The organism is Burkholderia sp. MSMB1588 (assembly GCF_001546925.1).
Lineage (GTDB): Bacteria > Pseudomonadota > Gammaproteobacteria > Burkholderiales > Burkholderiaceae > Burkholderia > Burkholderia humptydooensis.
Genome location: NZ_CM003770.1, coordinates 1,953,374 through 1,976,622, shown reverse-complemented (window position 1 = coordinate 1,976,622; position 23,249 = coordinate 1,953,374). Strand labels below are relative to the sequence as shown.

Genomic DNA, 23,249 nt, shown 5'->3' with positions numbered 1-23,249 from the left:
CCCGGCGCTCGCGGATGCCGGGGATGTCGCAGCGCCAGTGTGTCGCTGGCTGGTTCTTCTTTAATGCCTCACTCAAACACGTGGAGGTTGAAAATGAATTACCAGATCAACATTTCAATCAGCAATGCAGGCTTGAATACCATTTATCAGAACGGGCTTCGCGTCACGCTCGTCAAGAGCGTGATTTCGGACCCGCTGCAGCAAGGCAATCTGCCGATCGCCTGGGTGACGTTCCAGCCGCTCCAGTTGAACCAGATTTCGTGGCAGGAACAGTACACGATGTATGCGACGACGACGATCCTGCAGGCGGGCGCGACGATCACGATGACGTCGCAGACGGGCGCGCCGATTCAGGCGGGCTGGACTTACACGTTCGAGCGCGCGCAGTTCAACGGCGCCGACGGAGGCAATCCCACCACGTACAACCTCGTCAACAACCAGGCGGGCAGCTTCAGCTTCGGGCTCGCCCAACAGGCGATCGTCAACAACGTTCCTGTCGTGGCCCCGCTCAACGCCGTGCCGGTCGCGTACAACATGAGGGCGTCGTTCACGCCGATCGAAAATCTCTCGCTGTTCCTCGCGTCATACAGCAACAATGGCTCGGTGATATCGCAGGTGGCCGGCAACGCGCTGCCGATCGCGCTATCCAGCCAGAGTCCGATGGTCAACGTCGGGTTCAACGACCGGACCAATACGTTCTACCTGGAGCAGCCGGCCATTCGCACCGGAGAGGATTTCGTCGCGAGCCTTCGGGGCGCCGTCACCGGGACCGAAAACTACGGCGCATTGAGAAGAATCGTGTGAGCGGCGCGGGACCCGCCTGCCGCTTCGGGCGACAGGCGGGTCCCGCGCGAATCATGCCGGCCGGCACGATCTACATCGCGATCGATGCGACGGGCGTGGAGAAAATCCGCGACGCGCAGCTCGCGGTGACGTTGACGAGGCGGGTCGACGCCTATGTCGGCTCGACTCGGGCGAGCGCGCGAGGCGCATCGGTCGGCACCTCCGTCATATGGCAGGCGTTCTCGCCATACGAGCGCAACAGCGTCGTCGTCGACGACGCCGTGCTGCTTTACATGACGGCCACGCCGCTGACCGCCGGCAACGTGATCGGGATCAACGCGACGACAAACGGGCCGGCCCGCATCGAGACGCTCTATTCGTTCCGCAACGGCCAGATAGACAACGGCAACGCGGGCATCGGGCCGGCCGGCGCTTACGCGATCCGCAATGTGCAGGCCGGCGCGTCCGCCGCTTTCGGGCTCGCGCAATGCGCGACGGTCAACGGCGCGGCCGCGCTGTCGACGATGAACGCCACGGCGGTGATCACGAATACCCAGGCGGCGTTCTATCTGCGCGAATGCGCGGATCTGTTCCTGTCTTCCGGCGTCAACGGCATGATCGCTCCGTTCACGCCGGCGAACGGCCTCGCGGTGCCGCTGAACGGCGGCACGGTCAATGTCGGCTTCGACAACGCGTCCAATACCTTTTATCTCGCCTGAGCGCGCGCCCCGCCCGTCGCCCGCTGCGCGCAGGTACGCAGGCCGCTCAGCGCAGCATGAACGACATCGCCGACAGGCAATTCAACGTCCGCACGACGTGCTCGACCGACGGCGCGGCGAACCGCAGCGTGAGCGCGTCGACGCGCTCGAGCGACGGCCACTGGCAGAACAGGTCGGCGGCCGCGACGGTCTGCGTCCGCAGCTCGCAGGCCGCCGCGCGCGGCGCGTGCGCACGCGCGGCGTGCGCGACCTCGCGCGCCTGCTCGAGCGCCTGCCGCGCGGCGACGCCGATCGCCCCGCACGCGGCGGCGGGCGTCATCGACACGCCGCTCGCGAATCCCGCCGCATCCTTCACGGTCACGAAGCGCGCCGCCGGAAAAAGCGGCCGCGTCTCGTCGACGAACACGTCGTCACCGGACAGGAGCGCGACGTGCGCGCCGTATTCGTGCGCGAGCGCGCCGTAGAGCCCCGCCTCGCCGACTTCGCGCCCGTCGAGCGCGACGCGCGCGAACGCGCCGCTGTTGATCGTGTGCGCGAGCAGCCCGCGCGCGCCTGCCTTCGCGTGATAGCCGATCATGAACACGAGGTCCGGCCCGGCTTCGAGGCCCGCCATCATCCCGAGCGTGCGCGGCTTGCCGAGCACGACGCGCGCGCGGGCGTCGATGCCGTCGGGCAGCAGGTTGCGAAAGCCGCCGTGCGAATCGTTGACCCACACGCGCGTCGCGCCGCCCGCGAACGCGCCTTCGACGGCGGCGTTCGCCTCCGCCGTCATCCAGCGGCGCGCGCGCTCGTATTCGGCATTGCCGGCGCGCGTCTGCTCGACGTTCACGACCCCCGCCACCCCTTCGATATCGGTCGAAATCAGGACTTTCATCAGTCTCCCGCGCGCGATTCGCGCAGCCATCGTTCGAGTTCCGGCGCCGCGTCGCGCAGCGCGCGGCGCGTGTGGCCGTCGCGGCCCGCGACGCGCGTCGCCTGCCACAGCGCGTCGACGATCGCCTGCTCGACGCTGTCGGCCGCGGCGGCGAACAGCGGATCGAGCGCCGCATCGGCGACGAGCGGCGGCAGCGCGATGCGCCCGGCGTCGTGCGGCACTGTGTATGCGGTCGAGAACGCGAGCGCGATGTCGCCGCTGCCGTGGCCGTACACCGAGCCCGTGCGCGCGAGCCCCGCGGCCGCGCGCAGCGCGACGCGCTTCAGTTGCCGCGACGACAGCGGCGCGTCCGTCGCGACGAGCATGATGATCGAGCCTTGCTCGGGCGGCGGCGGCGCGTCCGCAGGCGAAGCGGCGGCGTCGGGCGCGCGGCGACGCGCGAGGCCGCCGGCCGCGTCCCGCCCGGCGATCATCCGCCCGACCGGCACGCCGGCGATCGTCAGCATCGGCAGCCGCCCGAAGTTCGCGAGCACGAGCGCGCCGACCGTCCACGATGCGCCCGCCGCGCGCACGACGCGCGACGCCGAGCCGATCCCGCCCTTCAGATCGAAGCACGACATCCCCCGCCCCGCGCCCACCGCGCCGCGCGCGAACGCGGGCCGCGCGTCGGCGAGCGCCTGCGCGTAATGCGCGGGCGTCACCGCGAACGCGTGCAGGTCGTTCAGATAGCCGTCGTTGCATTCGAACACGAGCGGATTGACGGTCGGCCACGCGCGGCCGATCTGCGGATTCGCGCCGATCGCCGCACGGATCTGCGCGTGCGCGAGCGCGCCGACGCCGAACGTGTTCGTCAGCGCGAGCGGCGTCTCGATCACGCCGAGCTCGTCGACCTGCACGAGCCCGACGCTCTTGCCGAAACCGTTGATCACCGCGGCGGCGGCGGGCACCTTGTCGCGATAGACGTCGCCCGCGTGCGGCCGCACGACGGTCACGCCCGTCTGCACGCCGCACGCGTCGAGCGTCGCGTGGCCGACCGTCACGCCCGCGACGTCGGCGATGCTGCGAAGCGGCCCCGCCGGCAGCGCGCCGACGTGCGGCGCGGCGTGCGCCCCATCCGCTACGTTCGCTACGTCCGCCACGTTCGCCGCATCCGGCCCGCCCGCTGCGTGCGCGCCCATCAGCGGCGTTCCAGCTTCGGATCGAGCGCGTCGCGCAGCCCGTCGCCGAGCAGGTTGAACGCGAGCACGGTCAGGAAGATCGCGATGCTCGGGAAGAGCGCGACGTGCGGCGCGTTGACCATGTCCGCGCGCGCTTCGTTGAGCATCGCGCCCCACTCGGGCGTCGGCGGCTGCGCGCCGAGGCCGAGGAACGACAGGCTCGCGGCGGTGATGATCGACGTGCCGATGCGCATCGAGAAGTAGACGACGACCGACGACACGGTGCCGGGCAGGATGTGCCGCATGATGATTGTCCAGTCGGTCGCGCCGATGCTGCGCGCGGCCTCGACGTAGGTCATCTGCTTGAGCGCGAGCGTGTTGCCGCGCACGAGCCGCGCGAACGCGGGCACGCTGAACACCGCGACCGCGCAGATCACGTTGACCATCCCGTTGCCGAGAATCGCGACGATGCCGATCGCGAGCAGGATGCCCGGAAACGCGAACAGCACGTCGGCGACGCGCATCGTCGCGCGGTCCCACCAGCCTTCGTAGTAGCCCGCGAGGAGGCCGAAGAACGTGCCGACCGCCGCGCCGAGCGCGACCGAGAAAAAGCCCGCGGCGAGCGAGATCCGCGCGCCGGCAACGATCCGGCTGAAGATGTCGCGGCCGAGCGAATCGACGCCGAACCAGTGCGCGGCCGACGGCGCCGCGTTCAGCGCGTCGTAGTCGAAATAGTTCTCAGGGTCGTACGGCACGACGTGCGGGCCGACGATCGCGACGGCGACGAGCAGCAGCACGAACGCGCCCGCCGCGAGCGCGACGTGCTGCCTTTTGAACTTGCGCCAGAACTCGCTCCACGGCGTGCGGATCGCGGCCGGCGCGGCGGCCGACGGGGCCGGGGTGGTGGGAACAGTCGCGTTCATGCGCGCCTCACTTGAAACGGATCGTCGGGTTGATGACCGCGTACAGCACGTCGACGGTCAGATTGATCAGGATGAACTCGAGCGAGAACAGCAGCACGATCGCCTGGATCACCGGGTAGTCGCGCATCGTCACCGCATCGACGAGCAGGCGCCCGAGCCCCGGCCAGTTGAACACCGCCTCGACGACGATCGAGCCGCCGAGCAGGAAGCCGAACTGCAGCCCCATCATCGTGACGACCGGGATCATCGCGTTGCGCAGGCAGTGCCTGAGCACGACCATCGGCTCGCGCACGCCCTTCGCGCGCGCGGTGCGCACGAAATCCTCGCCGAGCACCTCGACGAACGACGCGCGCGTGAAGCGCGCCATCACGGCGGCCACGGCCGCGCCGAGCGTCACCGAGGGCAGCACATAGCTCTTCCACGAGCCGTCCGGCACGACGGGCAGCCAGCCGAGCTTCACCGAGAACACTTCCATCAGCAGCATGCCGAGCGCAAACGCCGGAAACGAGATGCCCGACACCGCGAGCGTCATCCCGACGCGGTCCGGCCAGCGGTTGCGCCACACGGCCGACGCGATGCCGATCGCCATCCCGAACAGCGTCGCCCACGCCATGCTGACGACGGTCAGCGACAGCGTCGGCATGAAGCGCTCGCCGATCTCGGTCGCGACGGGCCGCTTGCTGCGCGTCGAGATGCCGAAGTCGCCGTGCGCGATCCGCGTGAAGAAGCTCGCGAACTGCGCAGGCAGCGGCTTGTCGAGGCCGAGATCGGCGCGCACGAGCGCGACCGTCGCGTCGTCGGCCTCGGGCCCGGCCGCGAGCCGCGCGGGGTCGCCCGGCAGCAGGTGGACGAACAGGAACACGAGCACCGCGACGCACGCGAGCGTCGGCAGCAGCCCGAACAATCGTTTGACCAGAAAATTCAGCATGCGCTTGCCTCTCGATGCGGCGCGCGGGGCCGCCGCGCGCCGCCGATGCCCGAGGCGGCCAGGCCGCCTCGCGTCACTCGCGTCACTCGCGTCACTTGATCGCGATCTCGTCGAAGTTGAACGAGCCGTCCGGCATCACGTACGCGCCCTGCAGACGCTTGCTGCGCGCGTAGACGATCTTCTCCTGCACGAGCGGAATCCACGGCGCGTCTGCCCAGATCCGCTTTTGCGCGTCCGAGTACAGTTCGGCCTTCTTCGCGCGGTCGGTCGTCTCGAGCGCCTTCGCGAGATCGGCGTCGACCGCGTCGTTCCTGTAGTACGCGGTGTTCACGAGCTTCGGCGGAATCGACGACGACGCGAGCAGCGGCGTGATCGCCCAGTCCGATTCGCCCGTCGACGCGGACCAGCCGATGTAGTACATCCGCACGGGCGCCTTCGCCGGGTCCTGCGCGCTCTCGACCTTCGCCACCCGCTCGCCCGCCTCGAGCGCCTGCACCTGCGCCTTCACGCCGACCTGCGCGAGCTGCTGCTGGACGAACTGGATCGCCTTCTGCGACGTCGAGTTGTTGTAAGCGGACCAGAGCGTCGTCTCGAAGCCGTTCGGATAACCCGCCTCCTTCAGCAGCGTGCGCGCCTTCGCCGGATCGTAGGGCCACGGGCCGAGCTTCACCGCGTAGTCGACGCCCTGCGGCACGATGCCCGTGGCGGGCGTCGCATTGCCGGCGAACGCGACCTTCGCGAGCGCGTCCTTGTTGACCGCGTAGTTGAGCGCCTGGCGCACCTTCGGGTTGTCGAACGGCTTTTGCGTCACGTTCAGGCTCACGTAGCGCTGGATGATCGACGAACGCTCGATCACGTCGACCTTCGGGCTCGCCTTCAGATCGGCCGTCTGCTCGAACGGGATGCGGAACGCGAAATCGGCCTCGCCCGTCTTCATCAGCGCGGCGCGCGTGTTGTTGTCGACGACGGGCTTCCAGTCGATCGCGTCGATCTTCGGATAGCCGGCCTTCCAGTAGCCGGCGAACTTCTTCACCTTCAGATCGTCGGTCTGCTTCCACTCGACCAGCTCGAACGGGCCGGTGCCGACCGGATGCAGCCCGATCTCGCGCCCGTACTTCTTCAGCGCGGCGGGCGAGATCATCACGGCCGACGGATGCGCGAGCACGTTGACGAACGCCGAGAACGGCTCGGCGAGCGTGATCCTCACCGTGTACGGATCGACGGCTTCCGTCTTCGCGATCCGGCGGAACAGGTTGTAGCGCTTGAGCTTGTTCGCCGGATCGGTCACGCGGTCGAAGTTCGCCTTCACCGCGGCCGCGTTGAAATCGGCGCCGTCCTGGAACTTCACGCCCTGGCGCAGCCTGATCGTGTAGACCTTCGCGTCGGCGCTCGCGTCGTAGCCGGTCGCGAGCACGTTGACCAGCCTCATGTCCTTGTCGAAGCCGAACAGGCCCTGATAGAACGACTTCGACACCGCCTGCGACAGCGTGTCGTTCGAATCGTACGGGTCGAGCGTCGTGAACGTCGAATCGACGGCCATCACCGCGGTCTGCTCGGCGAGCGCGAGCGGCGCGGACGACATCGCGATCACGCCCGCGCAGGCGGCGAGAAGCGCGCGCGGCGAGAACGGCGGGAACGAATGCGGCTGGGTCATGTGTGGGCTCCTTTGCGATGCTTCGCGAGTGCGTGTGACGGGGGTCCTGCGGTCCTGCGGTCCTGCTGTCGAGCGGTTCTGCTGTCGTCTCGTCCGGCGCGGCCGGCGTCCCGCGCCGTCCGCGTGCTGCGGCCCGCCGCGCCGATGCCGCGCGCCCTCTCAATACGCGCCGCCCACCCGATGCTCGGCGACGAAGTGATCGGGCCCGACCGCGACGAGCGGCGCGACGACAGGCTCGTCGCCGACCGCGCGGATCGGGCTCGGCAACTCGTCGGCGGGCAGCGTGCGCGGCGCGTGACGGCGCGCGGGATCGGCGATCGGCACCGCGCTCATCAGCTTCCTCGTGTACGGATGGCGCGGCGTCTCGAACACCGCGCGGCGCGGGCCGATCTCGACGATCTGCCCGAGATACATCACCGCGACGCGATGGCTGATCCGCTCGACGACCGCCATGTCGTGCGAGATGAACAGATACGCGACGCCGAGCTCGCGCTGCAAATCGAGCATCAGGTTGACGATCTGCGCCTGCACCGACACGTCGAGCGCCGACACCGACTCGTCGGCGATCACGACCTTCGGGTTCAGCGCGAGCGCGCGCGCGATCGCGATCCGCTGCCGCTGGCCGCCGGAGAATTCGTGCGGATAGCGGCGCGCGGCGTCGGCGGGCAGGCCGACGCGCTCGAGCAGCCAGTCGACGCGCGCCTGCGCCTGCCTGCCGCTCGCGACGCCGTGCACGAGGAGCGGCTCCATGATCGAGAAGCCGACCGTCAGGCGCGGATTCAGCGACGCGAACGGGTCCTGGAAAATGAACTGGATGTTCCGGCGCAGCGCCTGCAGCTCGCGCCCTTTCAGCGCGCCGATCTCGCGGCCCTCGAATTCGATCGAGCCGCTCATGCGCTCGACGAGGCGCAGCAGCGAGCGGCCCGTCGTCGATTTGCCGCAGCCCGATTCGCCGACGAGCGCGAGCGTCTCGCCCGCGCGCAGCTCGAAGCTCACGCGCTCGACCGCGTGCACGTATTGCGACACGCGGCCGAACGCGCCGCGCTCGACCGGAAAGCGCGTGACGAGATCGCGCACGCGCAACAGCGGCGGCGAGCCCGCGTCGATCGCGGGTTGAGCGCAAGCGGCGGCGGGCGCGGCCCCGGCATCGCCGCCCGCGACGACGAGCGCATCGCCCGCGACCGGATCGAAGCGCAGCAGCGGAAACTTCGCGGGCGCATGGGTGCCCTGCATCGATCCGAGCCGCGGCACCGCCGCGAGCAGCGCCTTCGTGTACGGATGCGACGGCGCGGCGAAGATCGCGTCGGACGCGCCCTCCTCGACCTTCTCGCCGCGATACATGACGAGCACGCGATCGGCGACTTCCGCGACGACGCCCATGTCGTGCGTGATGAAGATCACGCCCATGTCCATCTCGTCCTGCAGCCCGCGGATCAACTGGAGGATCTGCGCCTGGATCGTCACGTCGAGCGCGGTGGTCGGCTCGTCGGCGATCAGAAGCGCCGGCCGGCACGACAGCGCCATCGCGATCATCACGCGCTGACGCATCCCGCCGGAAAGCTGATGCGGATGGCGCGCGAACACGCGGCGCGCCTCGGGAATGCGCACGAGATCGAGCAGGCGCAGCGCCTCCGCGCGCGCCTCGCCCGCGCTCTTGTTCTGATGCAGCGCGATCGCCTCGCCGATCTGGTCGCCGACCGTGAAGACCGGATTGAGCGACGTCATCGGCTCCTGGAAGATCATCGCGACGTCCGCGCCGCGCACCGTGCGCAATACCGGCGGCGACGCGCGCACGAGATCGAGAACCGCGCCGCCGCGCCGGCGCAGCGCGATCTCGCCGCCCGCGATCGCGCCGCCGCCGTGCTCGACGAGGCGCATCAGCGCGAGCGACGTCACCGATTTGCCGGAGCCCGATTCGCCGACGATCGCGAGCGTCTCGCCGCGGTCGACGTGGAACGACAGCCCGCGCACCGCTTCGCACACCGTGTCTTCGCGGCGGAACGTGACGGACAGCCCGTCGACCGCGAGCACGCGCGCATCGGGCAGGCTCGGGGCGGATCGGCTCGCGCTCATCGGTTTCTCCTGTCGGTCCTGTCTGCGCTCGTTCGCGGCGTCACGCCGCGTCCTCGCGATAGATCGCGGTCACGGGCGCCTCGCCGACGCGCGCGTAGCCGCGATACATCCCTTCGGTGTTGAACGGCATCGCGAGATTGCCGCGCGAATCGATCGCGATGATCCCGCCGCGGCCCGCGATTTTCGGCAGCTTGTTCATCACGACGTCATACGCGGCGGACGCGAGCGACGCGCCGCGATATTCGATCTGCGCGGACACGTCGTATGCGGTCGCCAGGCGGATGAACATCTCGCCCGTGCCCGTCGACGACACCGCGCACGTCGCGTCGTTCGCATAGCAGCCCGCGCCGATGATCGGCGTGTCGCCGACGCGCCCCGGCTGCTTGTTCGTGATCCCGCCCGTCGACGTCGCCGCCGCGAGATGGCCGCGCAGATCGCGCGCGACCGCGCCGACCGTGCCGTGCTTGCGGTCCGGATCGAGCGGCTCGGGCGGCTCGGGCGGCTCGGGCGGCTCGGGCGGAAATGCGGCGCGCTCGCCGCCGCCGTTTCCGTTTCCATCGCCCTCGCCCTGGCCGAACGCGAATGCCGCCGCGTCGTGATCGAGCATCGTGCCCGACGCGCGCCGCGCCCTCAGCCATTGCGCGCGGCGGAACTCGGTGTCGAAGTAGCCCGGCTGCGCGAGCTCGAGCCCCTGCGCGGCCGCGAACGCGTCGGCGCCCGCGCCCGCGAGCATCACGTGCTCGCTCGCTTCGAGCACGCGGCGCGCGGCGAGCACCGGGTTGCGCACGCGCGTCGCGCAGCAGATCGCGCCCGCCGCGAGCGTCGCGCCGTCCATGATCGCGGCGTCGAGCTCGTGCGTGCCGTCGGCCGTATAGACGGCGCCGCGCCCCGCGTTGAAGAGCGGGCAATCCTCGAGCATCCGCACGGCGACGCTGACCGCGTCGAGCGCGCTGCCGCCGTCGGCGAGCACTTTCTGCGCGGCGGCGAGGATCGCGGCGAGCTCGGCGCGGTACCGCGCTTCGGCGTCGGCCGCCATCGCGTCGCGCAGGATCGTGCCTGCGCCGCCGTGAATCGCAACGATTGCGGGTGAAGTCATCGGTCGGTTTTCCTGGAGCGGCGCGGCGCACGCGGCGGCGCGGCGCACGCGCCCCGCGCCTCGAGCCACGGCAGCATGAATTCGGTCACTTCGGCGGCGGCGCGCGCCGAGCGCTGCGAGCGATGCGCGAGCGCGTCGATCAGCGCCTCGACGAGCGCGAGCACCGCGGCCTCGGACGTCGCCGCGAGCCGGCGCTCCGCGTGCACGAAGAGCGCGCGCGCGGCGAACGGCGCGATCGGCGAATCGGGCCCGTCGGTGATCGCGAGCACGGGCGCGCCGCGCTCGGCGGCGCGCCGCGTGAGCTCGATCGTGTCGTACACGTAGCGCGGAAACGCGATCGCGACGACGAGGTCGTCGCCGCGCGCGCTGAACAGGCGCCGCGCGGCGTCGGTCGGGCCGCCGGGCAGCGCGAGCGACTGCACGTTGTCGCGATACACGGACAGCCCGTGCTCCATCAGTCCGGCGAGAAACGCGCTCGCGCCCATCCCGACGATGAAGATCCGGCGCGCGGCGAGCAGCGAATCGACGGCCGCCTCGACGTTCGCGCGATCGAGCCGGGCGCGCGTGCGCTCAAGGTTCGCGAGCGCCTGCTCGAAGCTCGCGTCGATCAGCTCGCCGCCGCGCGCGCCCGCTTCGCGCTCCTGCGCGCAACGCAGCCGCTCGACGGGCGCGAGCGTCGCCTCGAAGCCGCGCACGAGCGCCGCGCGCAGCGCCGGGTAGCCGTCGAAGCCGAGCGCGCGCGCGAAGCGGTTCGCGGTCGCGATCGACGCGTCCACCGCGTTCGCGAGCTCGTCGATGCGCATCGTCGCCGCGCGGAACGGATTCGCGAGCACGTACTCGCCCATGCGCCGATGAATCGGCGTGAGCGACGGCAGCGCGGCGGCGATGCGCGCGGCGATCGGCGGATCGGCGGCAAGCGGCGTGGCGGGCGAACTGGGCATGCGGCGGCGGCGTTGAATCGAATGACGATGAAAGTAAATTTACACAATCGGCAAAATAGAAAAAATAAATTTTCATCGGGGTTTGCACTGCCCCCGACGATCGCCGCAAACCCGCGCCGCACGGGGCGCACGGCGGCGCGCGCGGCGCGATCCGGGCCGCTTTTTCCGGCATCGTCGGCGAATAGCTTACAATCTGTCAGTTTTCGTCTGCATCCTCGCTGTTGCAGCGCCTCCATCCGCACCACGCGCGCGCCGCCGCATCCGCACCGTCCGCACCGTTGTTCGCGCCCGCGTCGGCTGCGACGCTCGCCTCAGCGCCCCTTTTTTCCGGAGACCCGCCTATGCCCCCATCCCGCTCCATGCCGCGCACGACGCTCAAGCCGCAAGTCGCCGTGCCATCGCTCGCCGTGATCGGCGCGCTCCTCGCCTTCTGCGCGCTTCGGCCGAACGAAGCGGGCGCGCTATTCGGCGCCGGCCAGCAATGGATCGTCGAGCGTTTCGACTGGTTCTACGTGCTCGCGATCACGACCTTCCTGATCTTCCTCGTGCTGATCGCGGCGAGCCGCTTCGGCAACATCAAGCTCGGCCCCGACGACGCCGAGCCGGAATTCAGCTTCGTGTCGTGGACCGCGATGCTGTTCGCGGCCGGCATGGGCATCGGCCTCATGTATTTCGGCGTCGGCGAGCCGATCCAGCATTACCTGTCGCCGCCGACGGCCGCGGGCGGCACGCCCGCCGCCGCGCGCGAGGCGATGCTGATGTCGTTCTTCCACTGGGGCCTGCACGCGTGGGCGACGTACGGCGTGATGGGCCTCGTGCTCGCGTATTTCGGCTTTCGCTACAACCTGCCGCTCACGCTGCGCTCGGGCCTCTATCCGGTGCTGCGCGAAGGCGTGAACGGCTGGATCGGGCACGCGGTCGACGCGTTCGCGCTCGTCGGCACGGTCGCCGGGATCGCGGTGACGCTCGGCTACGGCGTGCTGCAACTGAGCGCGGGCCTGCACACGATCGCCGGCTGGCAAACCGACAGCGATGCGTTCCGCGTCGGCCTCGTCGCGGTGGTCGTCGCGCTCGCCGGGCTCTCCGCCGCGAGCGGGCTCGACAAGGGCGTGCGCCGGCTGTCCGAGCTGAACCTGATGCTCGCGTTCGCGCTGCTCGCGTTCGTTGTCGTCGCGGGGCCGACGTCGTTCCTGCTGCGCGCGTTCGGCGACAACGTCGGCGAGTATCTGTCGAAGCTCGTATCGCTGTCGTTTCGCACGTATGCGTACGAAACGCCGAACGAGCAAGGCTGGTTCGGCGGCTGGACGCTGCTCTACTGGGCATGGTGGGTGTCGTGGTCGCCGTTCGTCGGGATGTTCATCGCGCGGATCTCGCGCGGGCGCACGATCCGCGAGTTCGTGATCGGCGTGCTGCTCGTGCCGACCGCGTTCAACCTCGTCTGGATGACTGCGTTCGGCAACAGCGCGATCTGGCTCGACACGCACGCGGCCGCGGGCGCGCTCGCGCAGACGGCGACCAACGTCGACGCGCTGCTGTTCCGCTTCTTCGATTACCTGCCGCTCACGCAACTGCTGTCGGTCGCGGCGATCGTGCTGATCGCGGTGTTCTTCGTCACGTCGGCCGATTCGGGCGCGTTCGTGATCGACGCGATCGCGACGCGCGGCGCGCCGCATTCGCCCGTCTGGCAGCGGCTTTTCTGGGCGGCCGTGCTCGGCGTGACGGCGTCGGTGCTGCTCGTCGCGGGCGGGCTGAAGGCGCTGCAGGCGCTCACGCTCGTCGCCGCGCTGCCCGTCGCGCTCGTGATGCTCGCGCTCTGCTACGGGCTCTGGCGCGGCCTGAAGGCCGACCACGCGCACTACTCGCAGGACATGGCGCCCGCGACCAGCTTCTGGACCGGCCAGCACTGGCGCCACCGCCTGTCGCAGATCCTGCGGCACACGACCGACGCCGACGCGCGGCAGTTCATCGCGCAGACGGTCGAGCCGGCGCTGCGCAAGGTCGCCGACGAGCTGAAGGCGGGCGGCGTCGACGCGCACGTCGCGCGCGACGACGACGATGCGGTGCGCCTCACGGTGCCCGCGCCCGCGCAGCGCGATTTCGTCTACGGCGCGCGGGTGTCGCGCAGGTCGGCGCCCGCGTTCCGGATCCGCGAGGCGGCCGAGCCCGAGCCGCAGCGCGAGCACGTGTGCGAGGTGCTGACGTTCTTCGCGGACGGGCGGCTCGGCTACGACATCGAGTATCTGCGCGGCGACGAGATCATCGCCGACGTGCTGCGGCAGTACGAGCGCTACGTGTCGCTCGCGGCGGATACGCGCACGCATCTGTTGAATCGCGCGCCCGAGCATGCGGGGCCGGACGGGGTGGCGCAGTAAGCGGCGGCGGGATGGGCGCGCGGGCGAGCATTGCCCCCGCGCGACTCACACGCCGTACACAGCGTCGCGCACCTCGAGCGTCAACGGACCCGACATCCCTTCATACGCGGTGTTCGTCATCAGCAGCACGGTGAGGCCGCGCGCGGCGTCGACGAACCACGAATGCCCGTAGACGCCGCCCCACTGCAACGTCCCCGCGCTTTGCGGCGACTGCGCGCGCGCCGGGTCGGACAGCACCGCGCCGCCGTAGCCGAAGCCCCAGCCGGGCCCGCGCGTCTCGGCGGCCGGCCCCGTGTGATCGGTGCGCATCGCGGCGACGAGCGCGGCGGGCAGGAAGCCGTCGCCGCCCGTGCGGATCGTCTCGAGCACGCGCAGCACGTCGTCGGCGCTGCCGTACATCCCCGCGCCGCCCGACGGAAACGCCGACGCGTCGAACACCCGCGACGGCGCGAAGCGCACCGCGACGCCGTGCCCTTCGGGCAGCGGCACGTCAAGGTTGTCGGTGATCCGCGCGGGTTCGGGCGCGGCGCTCGCATACGCCACCGCGAAGCGCGCGGGGTCGGCCGCGACGAAGCCCGTGTCGCGCATTCCGAGCGGCGTCGTGACGAGCTGCGCGACGGCGTCGGGCAGCGCGAGCCCCGTCTCGCGCTCGATCGCCGCGCCGAGCACGTCGAGCGCGAGCGAATAGCGCCACGCGCTGCCGGGCTCGAACGCGAGCGGCGCGGCCGCGATGCGCCGCAGGTTCTCCGCGAGATCGAAGTCGACGAGATCGATGCCGTCCGAAATGCCGAGCGTGTGATAGATCGAGCCCGGCGCTTCGAGCAGCCAGTAGCTCAGGCCCGCCGTGTGGGTCAGCAGCCGATGCACGGTCAGCGCGGGCGCGCGGCCGTCGGGCAGCGCCGGCGCGAAATCGGGCAGCCAGCGCGTGATCGGCGCGTCGAGCGCCATCCGGCCGGCGGCGACGAGGCGCAGCACCGCGGCGGTGACGATCGGCTTCGTGACCGACGACAGGCGAAACAGCGTGTCCTCGCGCATCGGCCGCTGCGTCTCGCGCTCCGCGAAGCCGTGCGCGCGCCGGTAGACGAGCCCGCCGTGCCGCGCGACGAGCGCGACCGCGCCGACGACGCGCCGCTCGGCGAGCGCCGTCGCGAGCACGCGGTCGAGCCGCCCGGCGAGCGCGGCGTCGTCGGTTGCGGCGGCTGCCGCGGATGCATGGGCTTCGAACTCCGGATTCATCGTGCTGATCCTCGTGGCTTCCAAAGCGTCGATTCTAGACAGCCCGCGCCGATTCCGCAGGCATCGCCGCACGCCGGACGAGGACAATGCACGCGCGCCGCGCGATTCGCTAAGATAGCCGGCTGTTTCCGATTGCGCCAACGCGCCGAAGAGGTGCCGCTCCGATGACCGCCCCCGCCACGCTCGCCGCCGCCGGCGCGACGCCGCTCGCCGAATGGATCGGCCTCGGCGCGCTCGCGCTGCTCTACCTGTTCGGCCTCGGCTGGGCGCTGCGCGGCGCGGCGTCGCGAGCGCGCGGCCGCGCGTACTGGATCGCGTGCGCGGCGCTGATCGCGGGCGGCACCGCATGCGCGCTCGTCGCGCCGCCATCGTCGCCCGAATCCGGCGAGATGCCGCCCGGCTTCGGGCTCGGCCTGCTCGTCGCGATGCTCGGCATCGCCGGCACGACGGCCGGCTGCGCGTGGCAGGCGCTCGCGCGGCTGCGGCGCGGGCACCGGTAGGCGCGCGAGCCCCGCGTCAACGCCCGCCGCCCCGCTCGGCGAGCGTGCGGGCGATCGCGGCGAGGCGCTCGACGCGGTGGTCGAGCGCATAGAGCGCGGCCGCCGCGGGCACCGCGCCGATCGGACAGCCGAGCCCCTTCGTGAAATCGACCCACGCCGAATCCCAGCCGTCCGTGTACGCGCGCATCGGCACGCCCGTCGCGCAGCTCGCGTTGTTCGGGAAACGCGATCAGCGCGCACGCCTCGTCGATCGTGCGGCGCGTGTCGAAGTAACAGGGCGCGACGTGGCACGCGGCGGCGCGAAAGGTCGGACAGGTTTTCATGGAGGCGGCGGAAAAGATCTCGGGGTGGATTCACGGCGATTATCGAAACCGGGCCAGGCCGCGTCCATGCACAGCGCCCGGCGCAATCGCTGGAACAGCGGCCGCGTCGCCGCCTTGTTTTTCGCGAAATATCGGATATACCTAATCCATCCATTCCGCTCGAAAAGCCCGGCGCAGGCCGCCCGGATCGACGCCGCGGCGGCGTTTCGCGCGCGCCGGCCGAACGTCCGGCGAGGCCGTGCTCGCACCGAATAACAAGGAGAACGCCGTGGCGAAGATCCTCGAAAACGTCGAGCACATCGTTGTCGTGATGTTCGAGAACCGCTCGTTCGACACGATGCTCGGCTGGCTCTATCCGCCCGGCACGCAGCCCGCGCACGTGCTGCCGCCGCGCAGCTCGCCGCAGTTCGACGGCCTGAAGCCCGAGATGTCGAACCCGTCGACGGCAGGCAAGACGATCGCCGTCACGCGCGAGGCGCTCAACAACGTGATCCCCGATCCGCAGGAGACGTTCGTCAACGTGACGAGCCAGATTCTCGGCCCGGGCGACGCGAGCAGCCCGTGGCCGCCGATGCAGGGCTTCGTCGTCAATTACGAGACGACGCAGACGGCCGATCCGGGCCACGTGATGCAATGCCACAGCGTCGCGCAACTGCCGACGCTCGCGGCGCTCGCGCGCGCGTTCGCGGTATCCGACGCGTGGTTCGCGTCGGTGCCGAGCCAGACCTGGCCGAACCGCGCGTTCGCGCACGCGGGCACGTCGAACGGGCACGTGAACAACGGCGCGATCCCCGATCCGCTCGAATGGAACGTGCCGACGATCTTCGACGTGCTCGCCTCGATCGGCGCGAGCTGGGCGGTGTACAGCGATACGGCCGTCACGCCGTCGCTCACGCACACGATGTTTCCGTCGCTGTGGAAGGACGCGTACGCCGACCGCTTCAGGCGCTTCCCGGATTTCGTCGCCGCGTGCCGGAACGACGCGCTGCCGCAATACGCGTTCGTCGAGCCGAGCTTCCTGTTCGAGCCGAACGACCAGCATCCGCCGCACGACGTGCGCGCGGGCGACGCATTCCTGCACCACATCTGGACGGCGATCAGCACGTCGCCCGGCTGGCCGCGCACGCTGCTCGTCGTGACCTACGACGAGCACGGCGGCTGCTTCGACCACGTGCTGCCGCCCGCGAACGCGACGCCGCCCGACAACGCGAGCAACCCCGGCGACGAAGCGTTCGGCTTCCATCGCTTCGGCGTGCGCGTGCCGGCCGTCGTCGTGTCGCCGTACATCGAGTCGGGCACCGTGTTCCGCTCGCCGACGAACGTCCCTTACGACCACACGTCGATCCTCGCGACGCTGCGCGACTGGCTCGACATCCCGCCCGACCGGATGCTCAAGAGCGCGCGGATCGCGAATGCGCCGACGCTCGCGCAGCTTCTCACGCGCGACACGCCACGCACCGGTCTGCCGGCAATCGCCGCGCCGTCGACGGACTTCGCCCATCCGCCGCCGAGCGCGCCGCTCAACGACCTGCAAAAAAGCCTCGTGACCGGCACGTCGCGGCGCGACGGGCACGATCCGGCCGCGAGCGTCGCGCCGATCGCGACGCGCCAGCACGCGCTCGATTTCTTCGCGCGCCGGGCGGCGGCAAAACCGGCGTAGCGGCATAGCAGCGGCCGCCGCGCCGGGGCGCGAGCGGGGCGCGGCCCGCTCGCACGCGCACGCCGTGCGCGCACGGCGCCCGATGCTCGCAAAATCCGGCATGATAGATGCTTGAAACGACGCGGATGCCAGCCGCGCGAGCGCTCGCGAGTCCGCGCGGTCGCGCCCCGCCAACCCAATGAACCCGTCGCCGCCATCGCCATGAAGTTCCACCCCGGTCTCGTCGCCGAACTGACGGTGAACCTGCTGCTGCCCTGGGCCGCCTATCGCGCCGCGCTCCCGTACTGGGACGAGACGGGCGGCCTCATCGCGTCCGCCGTGCCGCCGCTCGTCTGGAGCGTGATCCAGCTCGCGCGGTTCCGGCGGGTGGATGCGCTGTCCGCGCTCGTGCTGTTCGGCATCGTGCTGTCGATCGCCGCGGCGCTCGCGGGCGGCAGCCCGCGGATGCTGTTGATGCGCGAATCGCTCGCCTCGGGCGCGATCGGCATCGCGTTCCTCGCGTCGCTCGCGCTGCGCAAGCCGCTCGTGTTCCATCTCGCGCGCGCGACGGTCGCGCGCGAGGCGCACGACGGCGCCGCGCGGCTCGACGCGCTGTGGGTCGAGCGGCCCGCGTTCGTCGCGTCGATGCGGCTGATGACGCTCGTCTGGGGATGCGGCCTCGTCGCCGAGAACCTGCTGCGCGCGTGGATGGTGTGGAACTGGCCGGTCGAGCGCGTGCTCGTCGTCGCACCGTTCGTCGGCTACGGCGTCTACGGCGCGCTGATGATGTGGACGCTGTGGTATCGGAAAGTGATGCGCGCGAACGCGCTCGCGGGCGTGCCGCGGGGCGGCGCGCTCGGGTGAGCGGCACGCCCGGGGCTCGTTATCGGCGTGAACGGGCCCTAACGCCGGCGGCGGAAGAACGCGACCGGATTCGCCGTCGCGCGTGCGCCCCGGCAGGCCCGCGCGCGCACCGCGACATCGAGCGCGTCGTTCGACGCGGCCTCCGCGTGCCCTTCGTGCCAGATGCCCGCGAGGCGGCTGCCGATCCGGTACGGATTCGGCCGGCCCGCGCGATAGTCGGCGAAACCCTGCCGATACGCGCCGTACAACGTGAGCGGCGCATCTTCGCAAGGCGTGCGGCAGGCCGAGGCGATCGGCTCGGCTCCCACCTCCGTAACCAGCATCGCGCCGTCGATGTCGTTCGACTCCCCGACGCTCGCGCGGCGACGCTCGACCTCGACGAATCCCATGTGAAGCTCCCTGAATCCGGTTCTTTACCGGAGAGGAGCAATAAGGATGCCAGTCTCGCCGCGCGTCGCGCACGCCGTCGCGGCAAGGCCGCGCGGACACGGCGCGGCGCAACGGACGCCGACGTTACGGAACATGTCACGTGACATGCGCGGCGCGCGCCGGCCGCGCATTCCGTCTCATCGGTGAAACGCGGCGTCGCAATTGTCCGCGCCGTTGCCGTTGCCGTCGTCGCCTTGCGCGAGCCGCGCGCGCAGGAATTCGAGAAAGAGCTGCACGACCTTCGGCAGCGTGCGCCCGACGAGCGTCTGCAACTCGACCGCGCGCGCGTCCATCCCGCTATCGGCGATCGGCCGCACCGCGAGCTCTCCTCGCGCCTGCCGCGAGCGCACCGTGACCTCCCCGGAGATCGAGATCGCATCGCACGCGATCGCGAAGTTGTGCAGCGCGACGATGTTGTTGCTGACCATCACCGGCTCGATCGTCAGGTTCTGGCGGCTCGACACGACGTCGAACAACTGACGGATCGTCGTGCTCGGGTCCGGCAGCGCGAGCGGATACGCGCTCATCTGCAGCACCGACACCTGCCCGAAGCGCGCGAGCGGATGATCGCCGCGCATCACCGCCATCACCGGCGCGCCCTGCCGGTGCTCGACCTTGATGTCGCTCTCGGGCGTGCGGCTGAACGTCACGCCGACGTCCGCCTCGCCCTTCTTCACGCGGCGCGTGACGTCGGCGGGCGCGCACACGGCCGCCTGGAACACGATGCCGGGGTACGTGCGGCGAAAGTCCGCGATCGCGTGCGGCACGAACTCGATCGCGAAGCCCTCGGACATCGCGATGCGCACCTGCCCGCGCCGCAATCCCTGCAGCGCGTCGATGTCCTGCACGAGCCGGTCGGCCTCGAGCTCGGTGCGGAACGCATACGCGGCGAGCATCTCGCCCGCCGCGCTCGCCACCATTCCGCGCGCGCGGCGCTCGAAGAGCGGCGTGCCGAGCACCTGCTCGAGATGCGCGATCTGCCTGCTGATCGCCGAGCCGGCGACGTTCAGCCGCGCGGACGCCTCGCTGATCGATCCCGCGCGCACGACGGCGAGGAAGTAGCGCAATGCGGTGTCCTGCAATTGATCGTGCTTCATCCCGTCTCCTCGCGATCGCCGGCGCCGCGATGCCGATTCGGCAACGCAGGCTTATTTTTTCGATAATAGTCGCAACAAAATTCGCTGTTTACGCTTGGCCCTGAGCGTGGCGCCCCTGCCCGCCCCTGATTTCCAGGAGCCTTGCGATGAATCGTCGGTTCGCCGTTCGCCCCGCCCTCCGCCTCGCCGCCTGCGCGGCGCTCGCGCCGATGCTGTCGCTGCCCGGCGCCGCGCACGCCGGCCGTGCGAACGACACGCTCGTCTACGCGTCCGACAGCGAGCCGGAGAACATCTCGCCGTATCACAACAACCTGCGCGAGGGCGTGATCGTCGCGCACATGGCATGGGACACGCTGATCTACCGCGATCCGAAGACGGGCGCATACAAGCCCGAGCTCGCGACCGCGTGGAAGTGGGAATCGCCGACGTCGCTCGTCGTGGACCTGCGCCGCGGCGTGACCTTCCACAACGGCGACAAGTTCACGGCCGACGACGTCGTGTTCACGTTCAACTACGTCGTCGCGCCGGATTCGAAGGTCGTCACGCGGCAGAACACCGACTGGATCCAGAGTACCGAGAAGACGGGCGACTACCAGGTCCGCATCCGCCTGAAGGCGCCGTTCCCGGCGGCGCTCGAATACCTGTCGGGCCCGACGCCGATCTATCCGGCCGCCTACTTCAGGAAGGTCGGCCTGCAGGGCTTCAGCAAGGCGCCCGTCGGCACCGGGCCGTACAGGATCGCGGCGGTGACGCCCGGCGTCGGCGTGACGATGGTCAAGAACCCGAACTATTTCAAGGACAGCCCGCTCGGCCAGCCGAAGATCGGCACGGTCAGGTTCGTCGTGATTCCCGATCCGGAGACGCGCGCGGCGCAACTGATGACGGGCGCCGTCGACTGGATCTGGCGCGTGCCCGCCGACCAGGCCGATTCGCTGAAGGCGATGCCGAACCTGACCGTGCAAAGCGGCGAGACGATGCGGGTGGGCTATCTGTCGATGGACGCCGCGGGCGCGTCCGCGCCGAACTCGCCGTTCAAGGACGCGCGCGTGCGGCAGGCGGTCAACTACGCGATCAACCGCGGCGCGCTCGCGAAGAACCTCGTGCGCGGCGGCAGCCAGCCCGTCTACGCGCCGTGCTTTCGCACGCAGTTCGGCTGCGACACGTCGGGCGTCGTCAAGTACGACTACAACCCGGCGAAGGCGCGCGAGCTCCTGAAGGCGGCCGGCTACCCGAACGGCTTCGACACCGATCTGTACGCGTACCGCGAGCGCGAATACGCGGAGGCGATGATCGGCGATCTGCGCAAGGTCGGCATCAACGCGCGGCTGCATTACCTGCAGTACGCGGCGCTGCGCACCGCGCAGCGCTCGGGCAAGACGCCGCTCACGTTCCAGGCGTGGGGCTCGTTCTCGGTCAACGACGCGTCCGCGTTCGTCAGCGTCTACTTCAAGGGCGGCCCCGACGACACTGCGAAGGACGCGGCCGTCGAGAAATGGCTCGCCGCGGCCGACACGTCGAACGACCCGGCGGTGCGCAAGACGAACTATGCGAAGGCGCTCGCGCGGATCAGCGAAGAGGCGTACTGGGCGCCGCTCTTCTCGTATTCGACGAACTACGCGTACGCGTCGGCGCTGAACTTCAACGCGTACCCGGACGAGTTGCCGCGCTTCTACGAAGCGGGCTGGAAGTAAGCGGGCGCGCGCCGCGCCCGAACCGTCCGCAGCCCCGGAGCGGCGCTTCGTCGCCGCATCGGGCTGCGCCCTTCACGTCCGATCCGTTCATCGCGCCATGTCAGCCTATCTGCTCCGCCGCCTGGGCCTCGCGATCGCCGTCGCGCTCACCGTGTCGATCGTCAGTTTCGCGCTGCTCCATCTGTCCGGCGATCTCGCAACCGCGCTCGCCGGCCCCGAGGCGAGCGCCGCGCAAGTCGACGCGCTGCGCATCCAGTACGGGCTCGACCGGCCCGTCGCCGCGCAGTACGTCGAGTGGCTGTGGCGCGCCGCGCATCTCGACTTCGGCCGCTCGTACTTCTTCCAGTCGTCGGTCGCCGAGCTGATCGCCGAGCGCCTGCCGATCACGCTGAAGCTCGGCGGCGTCGCGCTCGCGCTCGCGGTGGCGGTGGCGATTCCGCTCGGCGTCGTCGCCGCGCTGTACCGCGACACGTGGATCGATCGCGCGGCGCTCGTCGTCGCGGTGATCGGCCAGGCGATGCCGAGCTTCTGGTTCGGCCTCACGCTGATCCTCGTGTTCGCGGTGGGGCTCAAATGGCTGCCGGTGGCCGGCAACGACGGCTGGCGCAACTTCGTGCTGCCCGCCGTTGCGCTCGGCTACTACGCGACGCCCGCGATGATGCGGCTCACGCGCGCCGGCATGCTCGACGTGCTCGGCGCCGACTACGTCCGCACCGCGCGCGCGAAGGGCCTGAGCCCCGCGCGCGTCGTCTTCAAGCACGCGCTGCGCAACGCGCTGATACCCGTCGTCGCGCTCGCGGCGGTCGAGCTCGGCTTCATGCTCGGCGGCTCGGTCGTCATCGAATCGGTGTTCTCGCTGCAAGGGCTCGGCCAGCTCGCGTGGGATGCGATCGCGCGCAACGATTTCCCGGTCGTGCAGGCCGTCGTCCTCATCATCGCGATGTTCTACGTCGCGCTGACGTTCGTCGCGGACGTCGCGAACGCGGCGCTCGATCCGCGCATTCGCACCCGATAGCGTTTCATTCGACAGGAGCGGCCCATGTCCTCGCGCTCGCCTTCTCTTCCCGCCCTGCGCGTCGACGCACCCGCCCGCCCCGCGTGGCGGCGCGCGGCGCGCCGGCTCGCCGGCCATCGCGGCCTGTCGATCGGCGCGGCGCTCGTCGCGCTCGTCGTGCTGGCCGCCCTCTTCGCGCCGTGGCTCGCGCCGCACGATCCGTACGGCCAGGACCTCGCGCGCCGGCTGCTGCCGCCCGCGTGGGACGCCGCGCGCGGCAGTTGGCTCCACCCGCTCGGCACCGACAAGCTCGGCCGCGACTACCTGAGCCGCCTGCTGTTCGGCGCGCGCGTGTCGCTCGCGATCGGCGTCGCGGCGGCCGCGCTGTCGGGCGCGATCGGCACGACGCTCGGCGTGCTCGCCGGCTACTTCGGCGGCCGCGTCGACGCGGCGATCAGCTACCTGATCACGACGCGGCTCGCGATGCCCGTCGTGCTCGTCGCGCTCGCGATGTCGTCGCTGCTCGGCGGATCGCTGAAAACCGTGATCGTGCTGCTCGGCCTGCTGCTGTGGGACCGCTTCGCGGTCGTGTCGCGCTCGGTCGCGCAGCAGTTGCGCGACGCCGAGTTCATCGCGGCCGCGAAGGCGCTCGGCGCGTCGACGCCCTGCATCCTCGTGCGCGAGCTGCTGCCGAACATCGCGGGCGCGCTGATCGTCGTCGCGACGCTCGAGATGGCGCACGCGATCCTGCTCGAGGCGACGCTGTCGTTCCTCGGGCTCGGCGTGCCCGCGCCGATGCCGTCGTGGGGGCTGATGATCGCCGAAGGCAAGGCGTACATGTTCTTCCAGCCGTGGGTGATCCTGATTCCGGGCGCGGCGCTCGCGATCACGGTGCTCGCGATCAATCTCGTCGGCGACGGCGTTCGCGACCTCACCGCGCCCGAAGGCCGCTGACC

Annotated in this window: 22 protein-coding genes; 10 read left to right on the top strand and 12 right to left on the bottom strand. The window is 70.5% G+C overall.

Annotated elements, in window-relative coordinates:
* Window positions 1-132 precede the first annotated feature (132 nt).
* Both WS92_RS07970 and WS92_RS07965 read left to right on the top strand, forming a co-directional pair.
* Window positions 133-804, top strand: a complete 672-nt coding sequence (locus WS92_RS07970; RefSeq protein ID WP_230479335.1) for a hypothetical protein — start codon at window positions 133-135, stop codon at window positions 802-804.
* Window positions 805-857: 53 nt separating this feature from the next.
* Complete coding sequence (locus WS92_RS07965; protein WP_006027052.1) at window positions 858-1,502, top strand: hypothetical protein; 645 nt, start codon at window positions 858-860, stop codon at window positions 1,500-1,502.
* A gap of 46 nt (window positions 1,503-1,548) precedes the next feature.
* Here the strand turns inward: WS92_RS07965 and WS92_RS07960 are convergent, their stop codons facing one another.
* From WS92_RS07960 to WS92_RS07925, 8 genes are all read right to left on the bottom strand, one after another.
* A complete protein-coding gene (locus WS92_RS07960; RefSeq protein WP_059932830.1) occupies window positions 1,549-2,376 on the bottom strand; it encodes a M55 family metallopeptidase in 828 nt (275 codons plus the stop codon).
* Window positions 2,376-3,554, bottom strand: coding sequence for a DmpA family aminopeptidase (locus WS92_RS07955; RefSeq protein ID WP_082743787.1), 1,179 nt, complete (start codon window positions 3,552-3,554; stop codon window positions 2,376-2,378). The genes WS92_RS07960 and WS92_RS07955 overlap by 1 nt, the downstream gene beginning before the upstream one ends.
* Entirely contained in the window at window positions 3,554-4,456 is a 903-nt protein-coding gene (gsiD, locus tag WS92_RS07950; protein WP_006027049.1) for a glutathione ABC transporter permease GsiD, read from the bottom strand. The genes WS92_RS07955 and gsiD overlap by 1 nt, the downstream gene beginning before the upstream one ends.
* Window positions 4,457-4,463: 7 nt before the next feature.
* Entirely contained in the window at window positions 4,464-5,384 is a 921-nt protein-coding gene (gene gsiC / locus WS92_RS07945) for a glutathione ABC transporter permease GsiC (RefSeq protein WP_059932832.1), read from the bottom strand.
* A 91-nt stretch (window positions 5,385-5,475) separates the two neighbouring features.
* Window positions 5,476-7,038 carry a glutathione ABC transporter substrate-binding protein GsiB gene (gene gsiB / locus WS92_RS07940; protein WP_059932834.1) on the bottom strand — a complete coding sequence of 521 codons (1,563 nt, stop codon included), beginning with the start codon at window positions 7,036-7,038 and terminating at the stop codon, window positions 5,476-5,478.
* Window positions 7,039-7,197: 159 nt separating this feature from the next.
* Entirely contained in the window at window positions 7,198-9,111 is a 1,914-nt protein-coding gene (locus tag WS92_RS07935) for a dipeptide ABC transporter ATP-binding protein (protein ID WP_059932836.1), read from the bottom strand.
* Window positions 9,112-9,151: 40 nt separating this feature from the next.
* The gene (locus WS92_RS07930; protein WP_059932887.1) at window positions 9,152-10,207 is read right to left on the bottom strand and encodes an isoaspartyl peptidase/L-asparaginase family protein; all 1,056 of its coding nucleotides are present in this window, start codon (window positions 10,205-10,207) and stop codon (window positions 9,152-9,154) included.
* Window positions 10,204-11,148 carry a MurR/RpiR family transcriptional regulator gene (locus WS92_RS07925; protein WP_015602614.1) on the bottom strand — a complete coding sequence of 315 codons (945 nt, stop codon included), beginning with the start codon at window positions 11,146-11,148 and terminating at the stop codon, window positions 10,204-10,206. Before WS92_RS07925 ends, WS92_RS07930 begins: the two co-directional genes overlap by 4 nt.
* Window positions 11,149-11,489: 341 nt before the next feature.
* On the opposite strand from WS92_RS07925, the gene WS92_RS07920 reads away from it, so the two are divergent.
* Window positions 11,490-13,520, top strand: a complete 2,031-nt coding sequence (locus tag WS92_RS07920; RefSeq protein ID WP_043282724.1) for a BCCT family transporter — start codon at window positions 11,490-11,492, stop codon at window positions 13,518-13,520.
* Between the two features lie 45 nt (window positions 13,521-13,565).
* Here WS92_RS07920 and WS92_RS07915 read toward each other — a convergent pair whose 3' ends face one another.
* The gene (locus WS92_RS07915) at window positions 13,566-14,756 is read right to left on the bottom strand and encodes a serine hydrolase domain-containing protein (protein ID WP_043282723.1); all 1,191 of its coding nucleotides are present in this window, start codon (window positions 14,754-14,756) and stop codon (window positions 13,566-13,568) included.
* A 164-nt stretch (window positions 14,757-14,920) separates the two neighbouring features.
* On the opposite strand from WS92_RS07915, the gene WS92_RS07910 reads away from it, so the two are divergent.
* Entirely contained in the window at window positions 14,921-15,256 is a 336-nt protein-coding gene (locus WS92_RS07910; protein WP_015602595.1) for a hypothetical protein, read from the top strand.
* Between the two features lie 16 nt (window positions 15,257-15,272).
* On the opposite strand, the gene WS92_RS34430 is transcribed toward WS92_RS07910, so the two are convergent.
* Window positions 15,273-15,443 (bottom strand): hypothetical protein, encoded by a 171-nt coding sequence (locus WS92_RS34430; RefSeq protein WP_141667990.1) that lies wholly within the window; start codon window positions 15,441-15,443, stop codon window positions 15,273-15,275.
* On the opposite strand from WS92_RS34430, the gene WS92_RS34425 reads away from it, so the two are divergent.
* The 3 genes from WS92_RS34425 to WS92_RS07895 all read left to right on the top strand — a co-directional run bounded on the left by WS92_RS34425 (window position 15,430) and on the right by WS92_RS07895 (window position 18,082).
* On the top strand, window positions 15,430-15,834 hold the full coding sequence (locus tag WS92_RS34425; RefSeq protein WP_141667989.1) for a hypothetical protein: 405 nt from the start codon (window positions 15,430-15,432) through the stop codon (window positions 15,832-15,834). The genes WS92_RS34430 and WS92_RS34425 overlap by 14 nt on opposite strands.
* A gap of 13 nt (window positions 15,835-15,847) precedes the next feature.
* The gene (locus tag WS92_RS07900; RefSeq protein ID WP_059932889.1) at window positions 15,848-17,239 is read left to right on the top strand and encodes an alkaline phosphatase family protein; all 1,392 of its coding nucleotides are present in this window, start codon (window positions 15,848-15,850) and stop codon (window positions 17,237-17,239) included.
* 201 nt (window positions 17,240-17,440) lie between these two features.
* Window positions 17,441-18,082 (top strand): VC0807 family protein, encoded by a 642-nt coding sequence (locus tag WS92_RS07895; protein ID WP_006027039.1) that lies wholly within the window; start codon window positions 17,441-17,443, stop codon window positions 18,080-18,082.
* 38 nt (window positions 18,083-18,120) lie between these two features.
* Here WS92_RS07895 and WS92_RS07890 read toward each other — a convergent pair whose 3' ends face one another.
* Together WS92_RS07890 and WS92_RS07885 are read right to left on the bottom strand one after the other, a co-directional pair.
* Window positions 18,121-18,471, bottom strand: a complete 351-nt coding sequence (locus WS92_RS07890) for a hypothetical protein (RefSeq protein WP_015602806.1) — start codon at window positions 18,469-18,471, stop codon at window positions 18,121-18,123.
* Between the two features lie 177 nt (window positions 18,472-18,648).
* A complete protein-coding gene (locus WS92_RS07885) occupies window positions 18,649-19,608 on the bottom strand; it encodes a LysR family transcriptional regulator (RefSeq protein ID WP_059932840.1) in 960 nt (319 codons plus the stop codon).
* 146 nt (window positions 19,609-19,754) lie between these two features.
* On the opposite strand from WS92_RS07885, the gene WS92_RS07880 reads away from it, so the two are divergent.
* The 3 genes from WS92_RS07880 to WS92_RS07870 all read left to right on the top strand — a co-directional run bounded on the left by WS92_RS07880 (window position 19,755) and on the right by WS92_RS07870 (window position 23,247).
* On the top strand, window positions 19,755-21,299 hold the full coding sequence (locus WS92_RS07880) for an ABC transporter substrate-binding protein (protein ID WP_141667987.1): 1,545 nt from the start codon (window positions 19,755-19,757) through the stop codon (window positions 21,297-21,299).
* 97 nt (window positions 21,300-21,396) lie between these two features.
* A complete protein-coding gene (locus WS92_RS07875; RefSeq protein ID WP_006027035.1) occupies window positions 21,397-22,314 on the top strand; it encodes an ABC transporter permease in 918 nt (305 codons plus the stop codon).
* 24 nt (window positions 22,315-22,338) lie between these two features.
* Window positions 22,339-23,247 carry an ABC transporter permease gene (locus WS92_RS07870; RefSeq protein WP_059932842.1) on the top strand — a complete coding sequence of 303 codons (909 nt, stop codon included), beginning with the start codon at window positions 22,339-22,341 and terminating at the stop codon, window positions 23,245-23,247.
* Window positions 23,248-23,249: the final 2 nt, after the last annotated feature.

Excerpts from the sequence above, each read along its gene's own strand:
- WS92_RS07965 (WP_006027052.1), top strand. The coding sequence starts at position 858 with ATGCCGGCCGGCACGATCTACATCGCGATCGATGCGACGGGCGTGGAG.
- WS92_RS07960 (WP_059932830.1), bottom strand. The coding sequence starts at position 2,376 with ATGAAAGTCCTGATTTCGACCGATATCGAAGGGGTGGCGGGGGTCGTG.
- WS92_RS07955 (WP_082743787.1), bottom strand. The coding sequence starts at position 3,554 with ATGGGCGCGCACGCAGCGGGCGGGCCGGATGCGGCGAACGTGGCGGAC.
- gsiD (WP_006027049.1), bottom strand. The coding sequence starts at position 4,456 with ATGAACGCGACTGTTCCCACCACCCCGGCCCCGTCGGCCGCCGCGCCG.
- gsiC (WP_059932832.1), bottom strand. The coding sequence starts at position 5,384 with ATGCTGAATTTTCTGGTCAAACGATTGTTCGGGCTGCTGCCGACGCTC.
- gsiB (WP_059932834.1), bottom strand. The coding sequence starts at position 7,038 with ATGACCCAGCCGCATTCGTTCCCGCCGTTCTCGCCGCGCGCGCTTCTC.
- WS92_RS07935 (WP_059932836.1), bottom strand. The coding sequence starts at position 9,111 with ATGAGCGCGAGCCGATCCGCCCCGAGCCTGCCCGATGCGCGCGTGCTC.
- WS92_RS07930 (WP_059932887.1), bottom strand. The coding sequence starts at position 10,207 with ATGACTTCACCCGCAATCGTTGCGATTCACGGCGGCGCAGGCACGATC.
- WS92_RS07925 (WP_015602614.1), bottom strand. The coding sequence starts at position 11,148 with ATGCCCAGTTCGCCCGCCACGCCGCTTGCCGCCGATCCGCCGATCGCC.
- WS92_RS07920 (WP_043282724.1), top strand. The coding sequence starts at position 11,490 with ATGCCCCCATCCCGCTCCATGCCGCGCACGACGCTCAAGCCGCAAGTC.
- WS92_RS07915 (WP_043282723.1), bottom strand. The coding sequence starts at position 14,756 with ATGAATCCGGAGTTCGAAGCCCATGCATCCGCGGCAGCCGCCGCAACC.
- WS92_RS07910 (WP_015602595.1), top strand. The coding sequence starts at position 14,921 with ATGACCGCCCCCGCCACGCTCGCCGCCGCCGGCGCGACGCCGCTCGCC.
- WS92_RS34430 (WP_141667990.1), bottom strand. The coding sequence starts at position 15,443 with ATGCGCGCGTACACGGACGGCTGGGATTCGGCGTGGGTCGATTTCACG.
- WS92_RS07895 (WP_006027039.1), top strand. The coding sequence starts at position 17,441 with ATGAAGTTCCACCCCGGTCTCGTCGCCGAACTGACGGTGAACCTGCTG.
- WS92_RS07890 (WP_015602806.1), bottom strand. The coding sequence starts at position 18,471 with ATGGGATTCGTCGAGGTCGAGCGTCGCCGCGCGAGCGTCGGGGAGTCG.
- WS92_RS07885 (WP_059932840.1), bottom strand. The coding sequence starts at position 19,608 with ATGAAGCACGATCAATTGCAGGACACCGCATTGCGCTACTTCCTCGCC.
- WS92_RS07880 (WP_141667987.1), top strand. The coding sequence starts at position 19,755 with ATGAATCGTCGGTTCGCCGTTCGCCCCGCCCTCCGCCTCGCCGCCTGC.
- WS92_RS07875 (WP_006027035.1), top strand. The coding sequence starts at position 21,397 with ATGTCAGCCTATCTGCTCCGCCGCCTGGGCCTCGCGATCGCCGTCGCG.
- WS92_RS07870 (WP_059932842.1), top strand. The coding sequence starts at position 22,339 with ATGTCCTCGCGCTCGCCTTCTCTTCCCGCCCTGCGCGTCGACGCACCC.